General features: G+C 60.8%; 3 protein-coding genes. All 3 read right to left on the reverse strand.

All coding sequences use genetic code 11. The features are described 5' to 3' along the window. Positions 1–4,787: amino acid adenylation domain-containing protein (locus AC1Q61_RS31650; RefSeq protein ID WP_492654922.1), on the reverse strand; the 4,787-nt coding region annotated here is incomplete at its 3' end. A gap of 261 nt (positions 4,788–5,048) precedes the next feature. Continuing rightward, the gene (locus AC1Q61_RS31655) at positions 5,049–18,869 is read right to left on the reverse strand and encodes an amino acid adenylation domain-containing protein (protein WP_492651404.1); all 13,821 of its coding nucleotides are present in this window, start codon (positions 18,867–18,869) and stop codon (positions 5,049–5,051) included. 93 nt (positions 18,870–18,962) lie between these two features. Then, positions 18,963–24,083, reverse strand: a 5,121-nt coding sequence (locus AC1Q61_RS31660; protein WP_492654923.1) for an amino acid adenylation domain-containing protein, incomplete at its 5' end; no start/stop codon positions are given.

Raw genomic sequence — 24,083 nt, forward strand, 5'->3', positions numbered from 1 at the left:
GGAGCCCTAAACACCGCAACCTCGAACACCGGCTCCGGCAACAACTTCCGATCCAACTTCCCCGAAGCATTCAACGGGAACGCATCCAACACCATGATCTGCGACGGCACCATATACGACGGCAACACCGCACCCAACGAATCCACCAGTGCCGCAATATCAACTACCGCACCCGACGCGGGCACCACATACCCCACCAACTGATCACCGGTCTTGGTCGACACCACAGCCACCGACGACACAGACACCGACATATCGGCCACCAACGCCGACTCGATCTCCCCCAACTCGATCCGCTGACCACGGAACTTCACCTGAAAATCGGTACGACCGATGTACTCGAGCTCCCCCGAAACGCCCCACCGCACCAAGTCCCCAGTGCGATACATCCGCGAACCCACGCCGCCATACGGATTGGCAACGAACCGATCCGCCGACAAATCCGGACGAGAAACATACCCACGAGCCAACTGATCACCCGCAAGATAGAACTCACCCGCAACACCCACCGGCACCGGACGCAAACGAGAATCCAACACGAAAACCTGCGAATTCCACTGCGGCACACCAATAGACACCACACCACCATCGACGGCGCACGTCACATCCGCGAACGTGATCGACACCGCGGCCTCGGTCGGACCATACAAGTTGTGAACCCGCGCACCCGACACCACACCGAAATCACGCACCGTCTGCGCCGGCAACGCCTCACCGATAACGAACACATCACGCAACGAAACCAACTGGCCCGCCGAAACTTCCCCCGCGAACACCGACAACATCGTCGGCACGAAGTCCGTCACCGTCACACCCTGATCAGCGATCACCGACGCCAAATACCCCGGATCCCGATGACCATCATGCGTGGCCACCACCAACCGCGCACCCACCGCCAACGGCAAGAAGAAGCCCCACAACGACACGTCGAACGTCGTCGCAGTCTTCTGCAGATACACATCCGCCCCGGTCAGAAGATATCGACCCTGCATCCACGCCATCTGATTGACGATCGCCGCATGCGAAACCGCCACACCCTTCGGCTTCCCCGTCGACCCCGACGTGAAGATCACATACGCAGCATTCGAACCACGCAGCGGCGCAACACGATCTGCATCGGAAACAGGCACATCCGAGAACCCGGACACATCCAACTCGTCGATCAACACCACATCGAACTCACCCGGCAACACCACACCGTCATCAGCAGTGGACAACACACACACCGGTGACGCAGTCCCGAGAATATGACCATTGCGCTCGACCGGATGATCCGGATCCAACGGCACATACGCCCCACCCGCAGCAACCACCGCATACATACCCACCACAAGGTCAACCGACCGGCGCATCGCCAACGCCACCAACGACTCCGGCCCCACACCCACCGAAATCAAATACCGCGCAAGGCGATTCACCCGAGACGCAAACTCCACATACGTCAGAGACTGCCCCTCGAACACCAACGCCACCGCACCCGGCGTCGCCGCCACCTGCGCAACAAACCCGTCGAGCAACAAAGCACCAGCAGTCAACTCGTGAACAGTGTCATTGACCGCCACCAACACCTGCGAACGCTCGTCCTCACCGAGCAACTCCACATCCCCGACAACCGAATCAGGCTCCGCCACCATCGCTTCCAGAACCCGAACCAACCGCTCCGCAAACGAAACAACCGTCGACTCGTCGAACAAATCCGTCGCATACGTCAACGACATCGGCATCCCCACACCGACGCCGTCCTCCTCCACCGGCGTCACCGTCAACTGCAGATCGAACTTCGCGATTTCCACACCGGCGTCGAAACCGGCAATCGACAGCCCCGGCAATTCCACGACACCCTGCGCCATGTTCTGGAAGAACAACGCAACCTGGAACAACGGATGATGAGCCTGCGACCGCGCCGGATCAAGCACCTCCACCAACCGCTCGAACGGAACATCCTCGTTGCCGAACGCCCCCAGATCGACGTCACGAACCCGACCCAACAACTCCGAGAACGACTCCGAGGAATCCACCTCCGTCCGCAACACCAACGTGTTGACGAACATCCCGATCAGATCATCGAGCTCCTGCTCACCCCGTCCAGCGATCGGCGAGCCCACGACAACATCATCACTACCACTCAGTCGCGCCAGCAACACCGCCAACGCCGCATGCACCACCATGAACAACGACACACTGCGATCAAGCGCCAACTGCTCGAGCGCCCGATGCAACCGCTCGTCTACCGAAAACTGGTAACTCGCACCATGATTGGATGCCACCAACGGCCGCTGGCGATCCGCCGGCAAGTCGATCCGCTCCGGCAACCCCGCCAGCACCGACGTCCAATACCCCAACTGCTCGGACATCAACGACGACGGGTCACCCTCGGACCCCAACACCTCACGCTGCCACAACGCGAAGTCCGCATACTGCACCGCCAACGGCGCCCACTGCGGAACCTGCCCACCCGCACGCGCCACATACGCCACCGACACATCACGCACCAACGGACCCAAGGAAACGCCGTCAGCGGCAATGTGGTGAATCACCAACGCCAACACGAACTCCGACGGTCCCGTCTGGAACAAACGAACCCGCAACGGCACCTCGGAAGTGACATCGAAACCCTCAGTCACTACCGGCGCCAACACCTTCAACAAATCGGCCTCACTGACAAGCTCCGGCGATACTTCCACCTCGAACTCATCCGCCGAAAGAACCCGCTGGAACCCCACACCCTCGAACTCTGGATACACCGTCCGCAAAACTTCGTGCCGCGCAACAACATCCGACACCGCAGCACCCAACGCTGCAATATCCACCGTGCCAGACAAACGCAGCACGATCGGAATATTGTTGACACCTGACACAGCATCGAACCGCGACAAGAACCACATCCGCTGCTGCGCCAACGACAACGGCACCCGCTCCGGACGCGTCTGCGCCGACAACGGCACCCGCACACGCCCCGCCGAAGACCCCAGCACAGAAGCCAACGACGCCACCGTCGAAGACTCGAACAATGTCTTGACCTGAACCCGCACATCGAAAGCCGCACTCAAACGACCCGCCAACTTCGCTGCAATCAGCGAATTACCACCCAGCTCGAAGAAGTCATCATCAGCCCCCACCTGCTCGAGACCCAGCAACTCACCGAACACACCCGCAACCAACATCTCAGACTCAGATGAAGGCTCACGGAACGCACGCGACTCGAAAACCGGATCCGGCAACGCCGCCACATCCAACTTACCTACGGGCGTCAACGGAATCTCGTCAATTGCCATCACCGACGCTGGAACCATGTGACGCGGAAGTTCACGCCTGCAGTTGTCGATCAGCTCCGATACGTCGAACTCGGAACCCGTCAGTGGAAGTACATACGCCACCAATGCGTGCTCACCGTTGTCGAGCTTTCGGCCGATTGTCGCGACGAACTCCACCGATGGGTGCTTTGCCAACACTGCGTCGATCTCGCCGAGTTCGACGCGGAAGCCGCGGATCTTCAGCTGCGAATCCGAGCGCCCCACGTATTCGAGGTCACGCGCACCGGCGTCAGCTACCCACCGCACCAGGTCACCCGTGCGATACATTCGATCGCCTTGAGCTCCAAAAGGATTCGCAACGAAGCGATCGGCCGTCATACCTCTGAGGTTGTGGTATCCACGCGCCACCTGCGGCCCCGCGAGATACAACTCTCCCGTCGACCCGACAGGTACTGGCAGGAGGCGTGAGTCCAGAACCAATGATGAAACGCCCTGGATCGGCCCACCGATGCTCACCCGATCACCGGGTGCCAAATTCGGGCTTATGTTCGTGATGATCGTGGTTTCGGTAGGTCCGTACGCGTTGAAGAAGGCTCTGCCCCGACCCCATTTTGCGACCAGTTCGGGCGGGCAGACCTCACCACCGACGATTGCCGCCTCGACAGAATTCAGGTTCGTCGGATCGACGGAAGCCAGCATCGAGGGCGTACCCACCACGTGGGTCACCCGCTCCGCTTCGAGCAGCTCCGCCAGTTCCTCGCCACCGTAAATGCTCGGCGGGACGATGACCATTGTCGAGCCGGACCCGATGGTGAGCAACAATTCGAACAGCGACGTATCGAAGCTGGGTGTTGCGAAGTGCAGAACCCTCGACTGTGCCTTAGCGCCGAGTTTGTCGACCTGCTCACTGAGCAAATTGCCGAGCCCACCGTGCGTGACTACTACACCCTTGGGTCGACCCGTCGAGCCCGAGGTATAGATCACATATGCCGGATGCTCCACCCGTAGCGTCGAAACACGATCCGAATAGGCCACCGGATCCCGCGACACCTCGGACAGCGATTGTTTGACCTTCGGCGAATCAATCGATTTCCAATCGACCGACGAAGGAAGGTCGGAAACGACCTCTTCTACGGTCAACCCCACCGAAACACCAGAATCCTCGATCATGTACGCCACACGATCAGCCGGATAATTCGGATCCACCGGAACAAAAGCCGCACCCGACTTCGCCACCGCCCACAACGCCAACACGGACTCGATGGACCGCGGAACCGAGACGGCAACCCGATCTTCCGGCCCCACACCGTCCGCAATCAACACCCGAGCCAAACGAGACGACCACTCGTCCAACTCGGAGTAAGACAAAGACCTGCCCTCGAACCGCAGAGCCTCCTGCGAAGGGTTCATCTCCACGGCTGCCGCAAGCAACTGAGGCAGCAACGGGGTTCGGTCCCTGCGGCCTCGTGCTGGGCGTTGGCGGCGGGGCCTGCGAGCCGCTGATGTCTCGGGCGTCACTCCGTCGGTGCTCATCCGGCCACGACCTGCGATCGAACGGCATGTTGGAAGAGCTCGTGCTGCGTCAAGACAATTCACCTTCGTTTTGGTACTGCAGTTTCGATCGCTGTTCAAGCGGCTGATCTGTCCAAGGCTCCGGCCGTGACCAGGGATTACCCGCTCCGGACGTCCCTGTAGTTGATCGGACACACCGAACCATTGTTACAGCTATAGGGGTAGGAACCACATCGGACCGTAGGTAAATCCCAACCGGTCCGGTTCAAAATGGGTTCGCGCTCAGTTCAAGGACCATTTTCCCGGGCTGCACGTCAGCTTCAGGTCCGGAAGAGCTTCTGCGTCGACTTCCGCGGCAAGCTCCGGCGGAGCGATGACATGGGTAATCCAGTCCTCCTCCAAGACGCCATGCAGATTCGGCACCCGGACCTCTTCACTGGTCATGACAACTGCCGCCCCAACTGACCCCGCAAGCAATATCGTCCGAATAGAGGTTTCGTCATCGTCAGGACCTATGTACATCAGTCTTGCGTCGTAGTCGACGTCATGCTCGTTCGCCATCGCACGCAGGCTGTCAGCGAACTCTCCATGATTCACGTCACTCCGACTCGTGTCATCTACAACGAGTGCGGGTGATTCGGGTGTCAAGAGACGAACTCGATCCGAGTACCCAACGGGTCGCGCCGACTGCGAGGCAACTTCCGCGGCTACCTCTGTGTTTCGCAGGTCGACTGGGTTGTCATCCCTTGCTCCCGTCGCGACTCCAGCACCCGATTTGAATACAGCCCATACCGCCACGACCAGATCCAAACCCGTGAGCCCGCTGATGCTGACCTGGTCACCAGGTCCAAGCCCACAATTGATCAAATGGCGAGCCAGACGGGACGAGCGGGCATCGACGTCTTGATACGTGAAGTCCACTCCGTCGACCACAACGGCGACGGCCTCCGGATCGTCCTCGACTGCAGCTGCCAGACGCTGTGGGACCAATTGATTCGATCCGCGCAATGCCGTGGAATCAGATGCACTGACCGAGACCAGTAGCTCGGCACGCTCAGCGTCACTGAGCAGTTCAACGTCGCCGATAGGGCGCGACGGATCTGCGACCACCTGCTCGATGGCGCGTACAAAGCGCTGGGCATACCCGTCGACCGTGTGCTGATCGAACAAATCCGCAGCGTAGACCAAGTGCCCGACCATCCCCTGTGTTTGAGGATCCGTTGTGAGTGTCAGTTGCAGGTCGAATTTCGCTGTTGCTTCGACACCCTCGACGGCAGTGATCGTCAACCCGCCCAGGCTGAATTCGGCTCCGGCCATCGGTTCGACCGACAGTGCAATCTGGAACAGGTCGTTCGCTGAAACACCCAGCGCACCAGTCACCTCCTCGAACGGCACGTCTCCGTTCGCGAACGCTTCGAGATCAGTGTCGCGCACCAACGAAACAAGCTCACCGAAGCCTGCATCGAGATCGGGCGCGGTTCGAAGAGTCAGAGTGTTGACGAACATGCCGACGACGTCGTCGAGATGCTTTTCGCCCCGACCTGCCACAACGGTGCCGATCGCAAAATCTCGACTGCCACCCATCCTCGTGATCAGGACACCGAGGGCTGCGTGCGCCACCATGAACAGCGTCGCGTTGTGTTCGCGAGCGATCTCGTTGAGACGGGCCGAAGTCGCAGCATCGACGGTGAACTCCGCAACGCCCGCCTTGGTCGACATGTGCTCCGGGCGCTGTCTGTCAGCCCGTAATCCGCCGATCGCGGTGAGTCCACTCAAGTTTCGGCGCCAGAACTCGAGTTGCTTCGCGGCCGGAGAGCCAACCTGGTCGGTCGAACCGACCACCTCACGCTGCCACAGAGCGAAGTCCGCGTACTGCACAGGCAAGGCGGCCCACGTCGGAGCGGCACCTCGTGAACGCGACTCGTACGCCACCATCATGTCTCTCGCGAGCGGTGCCATGGATTCGCCGTCTGCAGCGATGTGATGCGCGACGAGCACGAAGACGAAATCACCGGGCGCGAGCTGCAGCAACTCAGCTCGCACTGGGATCTCCCGAGCTACGTCGAAACCGCGCGACACGAACTGCGCCACTCGTTCATACGCTGCTCCGCCATCTTCGAGCTGGACGACTTCGAAAGCCGGCGCGATGTCGTCGACAGTGACGATCACCTGTGTCGGACCATCGACATCGCTCGGGTACTTGGTGCGAAGAGATTCGTGCCGCACCAGAACATCTCGAAGCGACGCCCGGAGCGCCTCCACATCCAACTCACCACTCAATCGCAGCGCCAACGGGATGTTGTACGCCGGCGATGCCGAATCCATCTGGTTGACCAACCACATACGCTGTTGAGCCAGCGACAGCGGGATGCGCTCCGGACGGTCGCGGGCCTCCAACACCTTCCGCGCTCCGGATCCGGCCAGCGCCGAAACCGATCGCGCCAGACTCGCGACAGTCGAGTTCTCGAACAAGATCCGCACGGCCACCTGCGTATTCAGCGCTTGCCCCAACCTGGCAGCCAATCTGGTGGCTACCAGCGAATTGCCCCCGAGGGCAAAGAAATCGTCATCGAGGCCGACTCGTTCCACACCTAGCACATCCGCGAACACTGCCGCTACGACAGTTTCGACTGGGGTAGCCGGCGCCCGGAACTCACGCAATTGAACGATCGGATCAGGCAGCGCCTTTCGGTCCAGCTTCCCGTTCACGGTCAATGGAAGTTCGTCGAGCACAACCAGCGAATCCGGAACCATGTATCCGGTCAGGAACTGCGACACGGAAGCCAGAACATCGGACACCTCGAGCTCCGAGCCGGCCGCGGGCACAACGTATCCCACCAACCGCTCACCGAGCGCATCGTCCGCACGGACCATCGCCACGGCGTGGGCAACACCTTCTACACGAAGAAGGGCCGCCTCGATCTCACCGATCTCGATACGGAAACCACGCAGTTGGACCTGTGAGTCGCTGCGTCCGGCATATTCGAGCATTCCGTCCACGTTCCAACGCGCGACATCTCCAGTCCGGTACATAAGCCCACCAGAACCGTTACGGGCAAAAGGATTGGCCACGAAACGTCCTGCCGTCAATCCGGGCTGCCCCACGTAACCACGTGAGAGTTGCGCCCCGGCAACGTACATCTCACCGCGCACTCCGACAGGGACAGGGCGCAATCTGTCGTCGAGCACGAACACCGAGAACCCACCCAACCCACGGCCGATCACGGAGGCCGACGCTCCACGGACCATCTCCGCATCCAAGCCCAGGAAGGAGACGTGAACCGTCGTCTCGGTGATGCCGTACATGTTCACCAACCGGGGCGACGAATCGCCGTGCCGGTCGTACCAGCGCGTCAGTTGAGACAGATCCAGCGCTTCGCCACCGAAAATCACATGCTTCAAGGACAGTGAGCCCGCAGAATCACCGACGGCACGATCAGCTTCGGCAAATTGATAGAACGCAGACGGAGTCTGGTTGAGCACGGTTACCTTCTCGCGAACAACCAACTCGCGGAACTGCTCCGGAGATCGCGAGGTCAAATAGTCGACGACCACAACGGTACCGCCGTACAACAACGGGCCCCACAACTCCCACACAGAGAAGTCGAATGCGTAGCTGTGGAACAGCGTCCACACATCTGACGAGTCGAATTCGAAATTCGGTTGAGAGTTCGCGAACAACTCCACGACATTTCGGTGGGTAACCGCGACGCCCTTCGGACGACCGGTCGAACCGGATGTGTAAATCACGTATGCAACGTCATCGGCGCGCAGTCGTCCGCAACGGTCTGCGTCGGTGAGAGCGGCCGCGTCGTAGCTGGACAGATCTTCGCTGGTGACGTCCAAAACCGGCACCTCGATATCGATCGCGACATCTGCCGATCCGAGCACAACCAAAGGCCGCGCATCAGCGAGCGTGTACGCAATACGCTCCGCCGGATACGACGGATCCACCGGTAGGTATCCGCCTCCAGCTTTGACCACTGCCAGGAGTGCAACCACCAACTCGACCGAACGCGGCAACAAGACGGCCACCAGCGATTCCGGACCAACGCCAAACTCAACGAGCTTGCGCGCCAGCCGGTTCGCCAAGGAATCCAGCTCACTGTATGTGAGGCGCCGACCCTCGAAAACCACGGCAATCGCATCTGGCGTATCGCGAACCTGCGATTCGAACATCGCCGCGAGAGTCGCATCCGCGTTCACGTTGACACCTGGAACGGCCCACTCGCCCAACACATCCGCACGCTCGGAGGGCGCCAGCAATTCGATGTCGCCAACCACAACACCCGAATTGTCAGCCACGGCCTCGAGCACTCGAACGAGGCGCGATGCCATAGACGCCACGGTCGATTCGTCGAAAAGATCTGTCGCATAAGTGAACTTCGCTGCCAATCCAGCAGCGGCTCCGGATTCGTCGAACTGCTCAGCCAACGTCAACTGCAAGTCGAACTTCGCGAACTCCGTGTCCGGGTCCACGCCCGAAACTGACAGCCCAGGCAACTCGAAGACCCTCGGGGCCATGTTCTGGAACGTCAGAACAACCTGCACAAGTGGATGTCGCGCCTGCGAACGCTCCGGGTCGAGTACGTCTACCAGCTGCTCGAACGGTATGTCACTGTGCGCAAATGCGCCCAGATCTGCCGTGCGGACTCGATCCAGTAGCGCTTCAAACGAGTCGTCCGAAGGAACATCTGCGCGAAGCACCAGGGTATTGACGAACATTCCGATCATGTCGTCAAGTGCTCGATCACCACGCCCCGCAACGGGTGTACCAATCGCAATGTCCGATGTCCCCGATAGCCTCGCGCAGAGAACTGCCAGTGCCGCGTGCGCCACCATGAACAACGACGCCCGATGTTCCCGGGCAATCACATTCATGGCTTCGTTGATCCGTCGGTCGATCCGGAATGCGAAGTCGGCTCCCCGATTCGATGCAACCTTCGGCCGAACTCGGTCTGCAGGCAGATCGAGAACATCAGGAGCGCCGGCCAACGTCTGCGTCCAGTAGTGCAACTGCCGTGACAGGACGCTGGAGGGGTCGTCCGCTGCACCCAATACCTGTCGCTGCCACAGAGAGTAGTCGGCATACTGCACTGCCAAGGGTTCCCAATTCGGGGCGTCGTCCGACAGCCTCGCTGCGTACGCGGCCATCACGTCGCGCGACAGCGGCCCGAAGGAGAATCCGTCGCCCGCAATATGATGAATCACGAAAACAAGTACGTGCTCGTGATCATCTACGCGAAACAGTCGTGCGCGGACGGGCACCTCACTGGTGACATCGAAACCCACCGATACGAACTCGGTCACAACCTTCACGACGTCGTCCGTGGCGATTTCAACTGGAACCGCAAGCGACACAGACTCGGTTGCAGAAAGAACTTGCTGGTATCCCTCGCCATCGAATTCCGGATACACGGTCCGCAGAATTTCGTGCCGTGCAACAAGATCAGCGACAGCAACTTGCAGGGCAGCAACATTCAAGCTGCCCGTCAATCGAATGGCCAGGGGGAGGTTGTTCACTGCAGATCCAGGTTCGAAACGGTTCAGGAACCACATTCGCTGTTGCGCCAACGACAACGGAACTCGCTCCGGCCGGACCTGAGCAACCAAAGCCACCCGGTCACCTGAGCCGACTTCTGACTCCACCCGCGCTGCCAACGACTCGACCGACGACGCCTCGAACAACAGCCGAACCGCCACCCTCGAATCCAGAGCCTCACCCAACCGCGCCGCTACCTGCGTGGCGATCAGAGAATTCCCACCCAGGGCAAAGAAATCATCATCGAGGCCCACCCTCGGAACACCTAAGACCTCGCCGAATACCGACGCCACGATCTCCTGCACAGGGGTCGCCGGAGCTCGGAACACCGCGACCTCGAACTTCGGCTCAGGCAACAACTTCCGGTCGAGCTTTCCCGAAGAGTTGAGCGGCAATTCTTCCAGCACAACGATTGCCGTCGGAATCATGTACGCCGGCAGAACTTTCGGAAGCGATGCCCGCAAAACGGCCACGTCGATGACCGAACTCGGTGATGCGACGACGTACGCAGCGAGCTGGTCGCCGGTGTCCGTGTGCACCACTGCGACCACGCACTGAGCCACCATAGGGTGTGCCAACAGAGCTGACTCGATCTCACCGAGTTCGATCCTCTGACCACGGAATTTGACCTGAAAATCGGTACGCCCGACATACTCGAGTTCGCCTGCGGTGTTCCACCACACAAGGTCCCCGGTGCGATACATCCGACTGCCACCGGGATTGATTTCACCGTTCGTGTCGCTCACCTTCGCAAATGGATTCGCGATAAAGCGATCACTGGTGAGATCGGGTCGCGCGACGTAACCGCGCGCCAGTTGATCACCGGCCAGATACAGCTCACCCGCAACGCCTACCGGCACCGGCTGCAACCGACTGTCCAACACGTAGACCTGCGAGTTCCACTCGGGCACCCCGATCGGAATCCCTGTTGATTCCGATCCATCGACCTCGTAGTAGGTGATCGAGACCGCAGCCTCGGTTGGGCCGTACACATTGTGCAGGCCTGCAGACGACACCTGAGCGAATGCACGCACCGTCTCGACCGGCAATGCCTCACCGATCACGAATACGTCCCTCAGTGACACCAATGCGTGTTCCGGAACCGAAGTCGCGAAGACGGTCAACATCGATGGAACGAAGTCCGTCAGCGTCACCCGATGATCTTCGATCAGACGAGCCAGATACGCGGGATCTCGATGGCCGTCGTGAGATGCCAGCACCACTCTCGTACCGGACAAAAGCGCAGTGAAGTATCCCCACAACGAGACGTCGAATGTCGTAGCAGTCTTCTGCAAATAGACGTCTTCTGGGCCGATGGCGTACTGATCCTGCATCCACAGGACCTGGTTCACGATGGCGTGATGCGACACCGCAACGCCTTTGGGCTTGCCCGTGGAACCCGAGGTGAAGATCACGTAGGCGGCATTCACATCATGCAGACGACCGCGACGATCAGCATCGGAAATGACTGAAGCCGAGTAGCTCGAAAGATCGACATTGTCGATCAACAGCACGTCGGCGCCGTTCGGCGCTACGAAAGCGTCCCTCGTCGTCGACAGCACACAGACTGGATCGGCCGTCGTGAGGATGTGCCCGATTCGCTCGGCGGGGTGATCGGGATCCAAGGGCACGTAGGCTCCGCCCGCGGCGATCACCGCGTACATACCTACTACCAGATCGAGCGATCGACGCATCGCCAAGGCCACCAACGATTCGGGCCCGACACCATCTTCGATCAGCTTGCGTGCCAATTTGTTCACACGTTCCGACAACTCGCCATAGGTCAGCGACTGGCCGTCGAACACCACGGCAACAGCATCGGGTGCCAACGCAACGCGAGTGTCGAACAGCGAAGCCAATGTCTCACTGTTCCCGACGTCATGTGCGGTGGAGTTGCGCGCAGTCAACAGCGACTCGCGCTCGGCCTCGTCCAACAGCTCGATGTCACCCACGGTGATCGACGGATCCACGACCACCTGTTCGAGGATCCTGGTGAACCGATCGGCGAATCCACGAATCGTCGACTCGTCGAACAGATCTGTGGCGTATGCGAACTCGGCGAACATGCCGTCTTCGAGCGCATCTTCGACGCGGGGAGCGAGAGTAAGTTGAAGATCGAATTTCGCGATACCGGCATCGAACTCGACGCCTGAGACCTCCAATCCCGAAAGCTCCAAAGCATCCTGCGACATGTTCTGGAAGAACAACGCGACCTGGAACAGCGGGTGATGTGCCTGCGATCGGGTGGGATCGAGCACCTCGACCAGCCGCTCGAACGGAACATCGCCGTTGCCGAGCGCCTGAAGGTCCGTCCTCCGCGTTGCCGAGACGAGCGCACTGAACGAACTGGCGAGGTCAACAGGAGTCCGCAGGACCAGTGTATTCACGAACATACCGATCACATCGTCGAGCGCCTTTTCGCCTCGCCCTGCAACCGGAGTACCGATCACGATGTCACTGGTACCGGACAACCTTGCGAGAAGCACGGCGAGGGCCGAATGCACCACCATGAACAGCGATGCGTTCCGCTCGCGTGCGAGTGAGTCCAAGCTCGACCGAATCTCTTCGCTGACGGAGAAGCGATACGTAGCGCCACGATTCGAGGCGACGACCGGGCGGGATCGGTCAGCCGGTAACGCAAGCACTTCCGGAGAATCACGGAGGACGGAGCGCCAGTGGTCCAGCTGAGCCGAGATCAACGAATCCGGGTCGTCCTCGTCGCCGAGGACCTCCCGCTGCCAGAGTGCATAATCGGCGTACTGCACCTCGAGCGGAGTCCAATTCGAAACGCCGTTCGAAACCCGAGCGGTGTAGGCAACCATGACATCCCTAGTCAACGGGCGCATCGAGAAGCCGTCCGCTGCGATGTGGTGCACAACGAAGGCCAGAACGTACGAATCCTCTGCAAGTTCGAACAACCCGACTCGAACCGGAACGGTTGACGTCACGTCGAAACCCTGGAGCGCGAAACTCAGAAGTTCGTTGTGAATATGCGAGGCGTCGATGACCTTCGGTGTCAGTTCAACCGGCACCTCGGACGACGGGAGGACTACCTGGTGTCCTTGTCCACCTTGCTCCGGATAGACGGTCCGGAGCGACTCGTGGCGTTCGATTACATCAGAAATCGCATGCCTCAGCGCCGAAACATTCAGGACGCCTTTGATATTCAATGCGATTGGAATGTTGTTGACGGCAGAATCAGGATCGAAGCGGCTGAGGAACCACATTCGCTGCTGAGCTAGTGAGAGTGGGATCAACGCCGGCCGTGGGCGGGCCACGAGCGCGGTCCTCCCTCCTGCCCCTGCGATCAACTCAACCTGCGCTGCCAAACCTTCGACAGTCGAAGCATCGAACAACACCCTCACCGGAACCTGAGTGTCGAGCGCTTGACCTACGCGAGCCACCAACTGCGTTGCGACCAAAGAGTTTCCGCCGAGCTCGAAGAAGTCGTCATCCAGACCGACCTGTTCCAACCGGAGAACATCTCCGAAGACGCCGGCCACAGCGATTTCGGCGACACTCGACGGTGCCCGAAACTCGCGCGCCACGAACACCGGATCCGGAAGAAGCTTCCGATCCAACTTCCCCGACACACCCAACGGCAACTCTTCCAGCACCATCACCACCGCCGGCACCATGTAACCCGGCAGACGACCCGCAACAACTCTCTTCAACTCGTCAACGTCCACCACACCACCAGCGGCCGTAACGTACGCAACCAACACATCCTCACGCACAACCACAACTACCGACGACACCGACTCGTGCTCACGAATCACCGACTCGATCTCACCGAGCTCGATCCGCAAACCGTGCAACTTCACCTGAAAGTCACTACGCCCGATGTACTCCAACTCGCCCGACGCAGTCCACCGCACCACATCACCGGAGCGATACATCCGCCCACCATCACCCGAGAACGGATTCGCCACAAATCGATCCGACGACAAATCCGGCCGACCCACATACCCACGAGCCAGCTGAACACCCGCCAGATACAGCTCACCCGCAACACCTACCGGCACCGGACTCAATCGAGAGTCCAGAACAAACACCTGCGTATTCCATACCGGAGCACCGATCGGCACCCCCAGAACATCCGCCGGCACCACCTCGTGGAACGTCACATCCACCGCCGCCTCGGTCGGACCATACAAATTGTGCACCCCGACACCCGGCAACACAGCCCACACATCGGCAACAACACTCGCCGGCAACGCCTCACCTGACGCGAACACCCGAGTCAGCGAAACACACGCAGCCACAGACGAATCCGTCACGAAAACCTCGAGCATCGACGGCACGAAATGCACCGTCGTCACACCCTCCCCCACAATGACCGACGTCAAATACCGCGGGTCACGATGCCCATCCGGCACAGCCACCACCAACCGAGCACCAACCTGCAACGGCCAGAAAAGCTCCCACACCGACACATCGAACGTGAACGGCGTCTTCTGCAACACCACATCCGACGAATCCAACCCGTACTCGTCCTGCATCCACGCCAACCGATTCACAATCGCCGCATGCGAAACCGACACACCCTTCGGACGCCCCGTCGACCCCGACGTGAAAATCACATACGCCGCATTGCCCGACCGCAAAGGCGAGACCCGATCGATATCCGAAACAGAGTTATCCGAAAAACCAGACACATCAACAACATCAACCTCGACCACCGGTACCACACCGGCATCGAATCCAACGTCAGAGGTACTGATCACGCATACCGGCGACGCCGACTCCAACACGTACGCATTGCGCTCCGCAGGCTGATCTGGATCCACCGGAACATACCCACCGCCAGCCTTGAGCACGCCGTAAACCGCAACCAACAAATCAACCGACCGACGTACCGCCACACCCACCAACGACTCCGGTCCCACACCCACCGAAACCAGGTACCGGGCAAGACGATTCACCCGCGAATCGAACTCCGCATATGACAGCGAAACACCCTCGAACGACACAGCTACCGAATCCGGCGACGCCGCAACCTGAGCATCGAACACGTCCACCAACGACACATCCGCAACCTCATGCGCAGTGCCATTCCACGACTCGAGCACCAAAGATCGCTCACCCGAATCGAACATATCCACATCACCAACCCGAACCGAGGGATCGGCAACCACTGCTTCGAGAACTGAAATCAACCGCTTTCCGATTGATTTGGCAGACGACTCGTCGAACAGGTCGGTCGCATAGACCAGTGCGACGGTCAAACCACCGACCTTGTCCGCGGTATCAGATTCCCACACAGTGAATTGGAGGTCGAACTTCGCGGCCGACGACTCTACGTCCAGTCCGGAAATGCGCAGTCCCGGAACCTCCAGACTTTGCTGCATGCTCTGTCCCAAGTTCTGCAGCGAGAGCATCACCTGGAACAACGGGTTCCGTGCCTGAGACCGGGCGGGGTTGAGTACCTCCACCAGTCGTTCGAATGGCACATCGGCGTGCCCGAAGCCGCTGAGGTCGGATTCGCGCGCCCGCGAAATCATATCCCGTGCCGAAGCTTCGAGATCAACCTCCGTGCGGAGGACGAGTGTGTTGACGAACATTCCGATCAGGTCGTCGAGAGCTTGATCGCCTCGACCGGCGACCGGAGTGCCGATCACGATGTCCGAAGTCCCCGACAACCGCGCCAGCAGAATCGCCACGGCACTGTGCAACACCATGAACAGAGATGCGTTGTTGTCGAGCGCAATTCGATTGAGAGCCTGGTGGAGATCCGGCTCGATCGTGAATGTGTGCCCGGCTCCCCGGTTCGACGCGACGCGCGGGCGCGGGCGGTCCGACGGAAGATCGAGCTGATCGGGGATACCGGCCAATGCGTGGCGCCAGTAGTCGACCTGGCGAGTGATCAGAGAATCCGGGTCGTCCTCACTGCCGAGAACCTCGCGCTGCCACAGTGCAAAGTCGGCGAACTGTACGGGCAGCGGAGCAAGATCGTGCGAAATTCCCTGTGTCCGAGACACATAAGACGAAACGATGTCCTTGGTCAACGGTCCCATGGAGAACCCGTCACCGCTGATGTGATGGACGACGAACACGAGGACGAATTCGTCGGCGGCGAATTGGAAGAGTGCCGCCCGAATCGGAACCTCGGTGGTCACGTCGAATCCCGGAGTCACGAAGTCGGTCACGCGCTCGACGATCGCCGACTCGTCCACCCGTATGGGAGTCAGGTTCGGTACCACGGCTGCAATGTCGACCAGGCGCTGATATCCGACGCCGTCGACCTCCGGGTACACAGTCCGAAGGATCTCGTGCCGCTCGATCAAATCCTCGAGTGCGCCTTGCAACGCATCGACATCGAGCGCTCCGCTGAGCCGCAGCGCGACCGGAATATGGTCGACTGCCGATTCTGGTTCGAATCGATTGAGGAACCACATGCGCTGCTGTGCCAAAGACAGCGGAACCAACTCGGGGCGCTCGCGAGGGATCAGGGGAACGTGAGCCTTGCGGTCTTCTGAGATTTTCGCTTCGTCGATGAAGACGGCAAGTTCTGCGGCGGTGGGTGCGTCGAAGAAGTTGCGCATGTCGATGGCGATGCCGTGTTCGGCATTGATCCGCGCAACCACGCGAGTGGCGAGCAACGAGTTGCCGCCCAGTTCGAAGAAGCCGTCATCTGCCCCTACCCGATCCTGCCCGAGTAGATCGGCAAAGATCGCGACCACACCGGCTTCGGTGGGTGTCGCGGGCTCGCGGTACTCAACCGTCTTCGACACGAATTCGGGTGTGGGCAAAGCCTTTCGATCCAGTTTGCCGCTGGCGTTGAGCGGAAACTCGTCCAGTTCGACGAACATGGCAGGGATCATGTAGTCGGGTAGCCGTTCGCCAAGCGACGACGTCAGATTCTCAGAATCGATACCCTCGGCGACGATGTAGGCCACCAAGTTGTCACCGATCGTTTCGTCCGAATGGACGATCACCACGGCTTGGGAAACACCTTCGCAATCGAGCAGTGCCGCCTCGATCTCACCGAGCTCGATGCGCAGACCGCGGAGCTTGACCTGAAAGTCGGTGCGACCGATGTATTCGAGCTGACGGTTCGCTCCGGCACCGCGCCAGCGCACCAGGTCTCCGGTTCGGTACATCCGGGATCCGTCAGTAGCGCCGGGCCGCGCCACGAAGCGGTCTGCCGTGAGATCGGGACGCGACACGTATCCCCTGGCCAGCTGAATCCCGGCAAGATAGAGCTCTCCTGCTACACCCGACGGCGAGGGCCGCAGCGCATCGTCGAGCACCAGGAGCTCGGTGTCCGCAACTGCTGCACCGATCGGCACCGACACCTGATCCTGCTCGCCGGTTTCGTAATAAGTCACGTCGACGGCGGCTTCGGTCGGGCCGTACAGGTTGTGGAGTCCAGCGCTGCTGACCTCGCGCAGACGTGCCGCCGTTCGAGCCGGCAACGCCTCACCGGAAGCGAACACGTAGCGAAGGGTTTTGACCTGCGCAACAAGGGGTTCGGCGACGAACACGGCGAGCATCGACGGCACGAAGTGCACCGCCGTCACTCCGCGCTCGATCATCGTGCGAGCCACGTACACCGGATCACGATGTCCGTCGGGTTCCGCGATCACCAGCGATGCACCGACCTGCAGCGGCCAGAAGAACTCCCACACGGACACATCGAAAGTGAAGGGTGTCTTCTGCAAGATCACGTCGTCGGCAGTGAATCCGTACTCGGTCTGACGCCATTGCAGGTTCGCGACGATGGCACGGTGAGAGACTGCAACGCCTTTGGGGCGTCCGGTCGATCCGGACGTGAAGATGACATACGCAGTGTTGTCCGCGCGCAGCGGCGCCAACCGGTCGGCGTCGGTGACAGTTGTCTCGGCACGACCCGACAAGTCGAGGGTGTCGACGTCGAGCGTGGGCGTACCGTGCGGCAGCACCACGGCATCGGACGTTCGTGTGAGCACAGCCGTGGGCTTCGCGATCTCGAGTACGTAAGCGAGACGGTCGGCAGGATGATCCGGGTCGAGTGGAACGTACGCGCCGCCGGCCTTGACGATCGCGTACATCGAGACGAGGAGATCGATCGATCGACGCATCGCGAGACCGACGAGGCTGTCCGGTCCGACACCTGCCGCGACGAGTTCACGGGCCAGGCGGTTCGCCCGCGCGTCGAACTGCGCGTAAGTGAGCTGCGTTCCGGCGTAATCAAGCGCGAGCGCATCCGGCGTCCGCTCGACCTGCTCGTCGAAGAGTCCTGCGAGGGTCACGTGTGCATCGGACTCCGACGCGACCTCCACGATCGAAGTGCCGTCGGTGATGAGACGGTCGACCACCGCGCCGAGACCGTCGGCCTCGCTGCCGATCAGCTCTGGCAGCACCGTGGAAACGACAACAGGAACCAGGGCATCCGCCCCCAATGCCCCACCCATCGCGGTGTCGAGAGTGACCAACTCGTCATTGAGTCGTCCGTAGCTGATTTCGGTTCCACCGTGGCTCAGAGCCACACGATCAGGATCTACCGCCGCAACTGCAGCCACCAACTTCGGCAGATCTTCGATCGTCAGCGACTGCGGTCCCGGAATACCGACGGACATCTACACTTCCTCCAACTGACTTTCGTGAAGTGCGCCCCGGTCGAGCACAGCGTTCTGCTCGGCCGGAGGCGTTCACTGGGCAAATACTGAATGTTACCCGGCCGTACCCCCACGGCCCGCTGACACCGACTGTGCGTCAGCTATCACCGAGCTCACAAGTGTGGCGAGACCGTCGACACCAAGTGCCGGCAGGATGCCCGGAACAAGTCCGGCGAGCGACACAGAAACCAGAGCATCGGGGGCGAGAGCAGCCCCCATGGCGGTACGCATGGCAACGAGCTTGGTCGACAACTCACCGAAGGTGACAGCCTGATCACCGTGGGTGAACGCAATTGCCTCAGGATCGGCGGCCGCCGCTGCGGCTGCCAGTTCGGGTAGGTCTGCCGCGGACTTCGGCTCGGCAGCGCTCGCTTCCTCGCGTTCCTGCTCGGTCACGATGTCGATCGTGCGAATCACGACCCCGGGATCGGTCACCAGTTCTTCGAGCACCCGCCCGAATCGCGCCGCAAAAAGCGCGATGGTCGATTCGTCGAACAGGTCGGTCGCATAGGTGAAACGCATCCTCAGCCCGGACAGCACCCCGGCATCGTCGAATTGCTCGATACCGGTGAGCTGCAGATCGAACATCGCCTGGTCGAAACCGTTGTCGACCGCAGAGAGCTCGAGGCCCGGGAGCTGGAACGTACCGAGAGCCATGTTCTGGAAGGTGAGCATGACCTGGAAGAGCGGCGAGTATGCGTGAGAGCGCTCTCGCCCCAGTTCGTCGACCAACCGCTCGAACGGTACGTCGGCATTGGCGAATGCCGACAAGTCCTTGTCCTTCACGTGTGCCAGAACGTCGACGAACGTCGAAGCAGGCGCGATCTCCGTTCGCAAGACCAACGTGTTGACGAACATCCCGACAAGATCGTCGAGCGCCCGCTCACCTCGACCCGCGATCGGCGTCCCGATTGCGATGTCGTTCGATCCACTCATCTTCGCCAGCAGCACGGCCAGGGCAGTGTGAACCACCATGAAGACTGTCGAGTTCTGCTCCCGTGCGATCGTCGCGAGCCGGTTGGTGGTCTCGGAATCGACGGCAAACTCGAATTCCGCACCGCGCATGCTGGCCCGCGCCGGCCGCGGCCGGTCGGTCGGCAGTTCCAGAAGCTCCGGAGTGCCCTTGAGCTCGTTCACCCAGTACGCGAGTTGACGGCCCAGCTGACTGTCCGCGTCCTCCGGCGATCCGAGGACATCACGCTGCCACAGCGTGTAGTCGGCGTACTGCACCTCGAGCGGAGCCCACTCCGGCGTCTCCCCGCCGGTACGTGCGGTGTACGCAACCATGGTGTCTCTGATCAACGGAGCCATCGAGAAGCCGTCACCGCTGATGTGGTGAATGACAACGACGAGGACCCGCTCGGATTCGTCGACCTCGAAGAGACGGATTCGCAACGGAACGGCTGTCGTGACATCGAAGCCCTCGCGAACTGTGTCAGCCACCTGCTCGGCGACCGACGCTTCGTCGGTTGCGATCACCTCCAGTCCCACCGCCGCTGCGGAGCGAGGCAGGATCATCTGAACCGGTCCGTTGCCCCGGTCCGGGTATACCGTCCGGAGCACTTCGTGACGCTCGATCAGATCCGACACCGCTGAGTGAAGTGCGTCGACATCGAGTGCGCCGGACAGCCGGATCGCGACCGGGATGTTGTACGCACCCGAGGTCTTGTCGAACTGATTGAGCACCCACATACGTTGCTGCGCCAACGACAACGGAATCTCGTGCGGACGCACCTGAGCCACCAACGGTGGGCGGCCACCAGATCCCGCGTGTTCGAGAACCCTCGACGCCAATGCCCCGACAGTCGACGCCTCGAAGATCACGCGGACCGGAATCTGCGCGTCCAACGCCTCACCCAGCCTCGACACGACCTGCGTCGCGACGAGAGAGTTTCCGCCGAGCTCGAAGAAGTCGTCGTCGAGTCCGACCCTCGCCACACCGAGTACGTCAGCGAACACACCCGCCACGATCTCTTCGACGGGGTTGGTCGGCGCACGGAATTCGGTCGCCTCGAATTCGGGGTCGGGCAGGGCTTTGCGATCGACCTTGCCGTTGATGTTGAGCGGTAGTTCGTCCAAGACCATCAATGCCGCCGGCACCATGTAACTCGGCAACTCAGCCACAAGAGTCCGCTTCAAGGTTTCGACATCGATGCTTTCCCCGCTTTGAGGAACGACGTAGCCGACAAGTCGATCACCGGTACGCGCATCCGACTTGGCCACCACCACCGCGGAGTCCACGCTGGCCTGCTTGCGAAGAAGCGCTTCGATCTCACCGAGTTCGATGCGGTAGCCACGGATCTTGACCTGGAAGTCGGCGCGCTCCACGTAGTCGAGTTCGCCGTTCTCCGTCCACCGGACGAGGTCGCCCGTGCGGTACAACCGCGAACCCGCGTCACCGAAGACGTTGGCCACAAATCGTTCCGACGTCAGATCCGCGCGCCCGTGATAGCCGCGAGCAAGCTGGGCACCGGCGAGGTAAAGCTCCCCGGTGACTCCGACGGGGACCGGATGCAAACGTGTGTCGAGCACGAACACCTGCGTGTTCCATTCGGGGGCACCGATCGGCACCGAGGTCGTATCGTCCGAGCCGACGACGTGCGCTGTCACCGAGACTGCGGCCTCGGTCGGACCGTACAGATTCACCAACTGGGCGTCGCTGAGTTCTGCGAACTCGGTCGCGGTCGCGGCCGGCAACGCTTCACCGATCGCGAGCACCTGACGGAGGGATTCCGGAAGGCGATTTTCGGACGCCGACTGCAACATCGCGAGCATCGACGGCACCACGTGGAGCGTCGTGACCTTCTCCCGAGTCATCAGGTCGAGCAGGTAGCTCGGGTCCTTGTGACCTTCGGGTTCGGCGATGACCAGTCGTGCACCGGAAGTCAGTGCCGACCAGAACTCCCAGACCGAGAGGTCGAACGTTGCCGCGGTCTTGAGCACCATCGCATCGGATCGGTCCAGGCTGTACTGATCGCGCTTCCAGAGAATCTGGTTGACCACCGCCTGATGCGAGATCGCGACGCCCTTCGGTCGCCCCGTCGATCCCGACGTGAAGATCACGTAGGCGGTGTTGCCCACTCGCAGTGGAGCAATACGATCCGCATCGGTAACCGTCGCTCCCGGGTAGGACGCGAGATCGATCGTGTCCACCTCGATCACGGAATCACCGAACGCCGGATTCTTCGCAGTGGTCGAGGCAGTGAGGACGCAGACCGGATCTGCCATGGTCAACACGTACTCGATGCGGTCCGCCGGGTGGTTCGGATCGATCGGTACGTATCCACCACCTGCTTTCACCACCGCGTACATGGCGACCAGCAGTTCGACCGATCGCTCGATTGCCAACGCGACCAACGACTCCGGACCGACACCGGTTGCAATCAGATGGCGTGCGAGACGGTTGACACGTGCATCGAACTCGGCGTAGGTCAGCGACGTGTTCCCTGCGATCACTGCCACCGCACCCGGGTTCGAACCGACCTGCTCGTCGAACAGTTCGACCAGAGTGACTCCCGGGACGGAGTGATCGGTCTCGTTCCAGCGGTTCAGGATCCGGTCGCTCTCGGACGAATCCAGCAGCGCGAAGTCGCCGACGGTCAACGACGGATCGGACGCGATCTCCGCGAGCAATCGCACGAATCGATCGGCGAAGTCCTGCACGGTCGACTCGTCGAACAGATCATGCGCGTAGCTGAACATCGACGTGATGCCGGCTGCAGATCCGTTCGCGTCGTACCGATCACTGACGATCAACTGAAGATCGAACTGCGCGACCCCGTTGTCGATATCGACGCCCTTGACGGTGAGCCCCGGAAGCTCGAGCCCTCCGGTTTCCATGTTCTGGAAGAGGAAGCCGACCTGATAGAGCGGATGACGAGCGGTCGAACGCGGTGGGTTGAGCACCTCCACGAGTCGCTCGAAAGGAACGTCCGAATGTGCAAATGCTTGAAGGTCGGTCTCCCTGACACGTCCGAGCAGGTCGAGGAACGGCGCGCCGCTGTCGATCTGCGTACGGAACACCAAGGTGTTCACGAACATGCCGATGAGATCGTCGAGTGCCCGCTCACCACGTCCTGCAATGGGTGTACCCACCGCGATGTCCTCGGTTCCGGACAGTCGAGCCAACAACATCGCGAACGCAGTGTGCGTGAGCATGAACAGCGTCGAATTATTTGCCCTGGCAAGACCGCTCAACCGAGCATGCAACTCTGCATCGATATCGAAGTGCAGGTAACCGCCGCGGAAGGACTGCGTCGCGGGGCGCGGCCGGTCGGCGGGAAGTGCAAGCTGATCAGGCAGCCCGGCAAGAGCATTGCTCCAGTACGCAATCTGCTGCGAAGCAATAGATCCCGCGTCTTCCTCACTGCCCAGCACCTCTCGCTGCCACAGGCTGTAGTCGGCGTACTGAACGTCGAGAGGAGCCCAGGACGGTGTGTACCCGGCAACCCGCGAGGCGTATGCGGTCACGACATCCCGAGCGAACGGTGCCATCGAGGAACCGTCGGCGGAAATATGATGAATCGCGACACCGAGTACGTATTCGTCGGAAGCCAACTGGAACAACCGGATACGAATCGGAATCTCGCGTGTGACGTCGAAGCGCGTCGACGCCAGCGCGACCAACTCACCTTCGAGTTCGTCCACGCCAGTCGGTTCTGCGACGATTTCGTCCGACCAACTCGACACGGGCTTGACGACCTGCACCGGACCGTCTCCGATTTCCGGGTAGACGGTTCGAAGTGATTCGTGCCGCCCGATCACATCAGAAATCGCCGCGCTCAGCGCCGAGACGTCAAGATCGCCCTGAAGGCGCAGCGCCATCGGGATATTGTATGCCGCTGCACTCCCGTCGAATCGGTTGAGGAACCACATACGCTGCTGCGCCAACGAAAGCGGAATCCGCTCTGGCCGCTCGACCGCGGTCAGCGCGACTCGCCCACCCGACCCGGTCCGGCTTTCGGCGTGCGCTGCGAGATCCTGCACCGTGGATGCTTCGAACAGAACTCGAACCGAAAGTTCGGTGTCGAGAGCATCGGCGATTCGTTTGATCGTGCGAGTGGCATTGAGAGAGTTGCCGCCGAGCTCGAAGAAATCGTCATCGAGACCCACACGATCAACACCCAACACCTCGGCAAACACCGACGCAACGATCTCCTCCACCGCCGTCACCGG

It is taken from the genome of Rhodococcus sp. MPR-R1B, assembly GCF_058793255.1.

Coding starts and splice junctions, on each gene's coding strand:
- AC1Q61_RS31655 (WP_492651404.1), bottom strand. CDS start 18,869: ATGTCCGTCGGTATTCCGGGACCGCAGTCGCTGACGATCGAAGATCTG.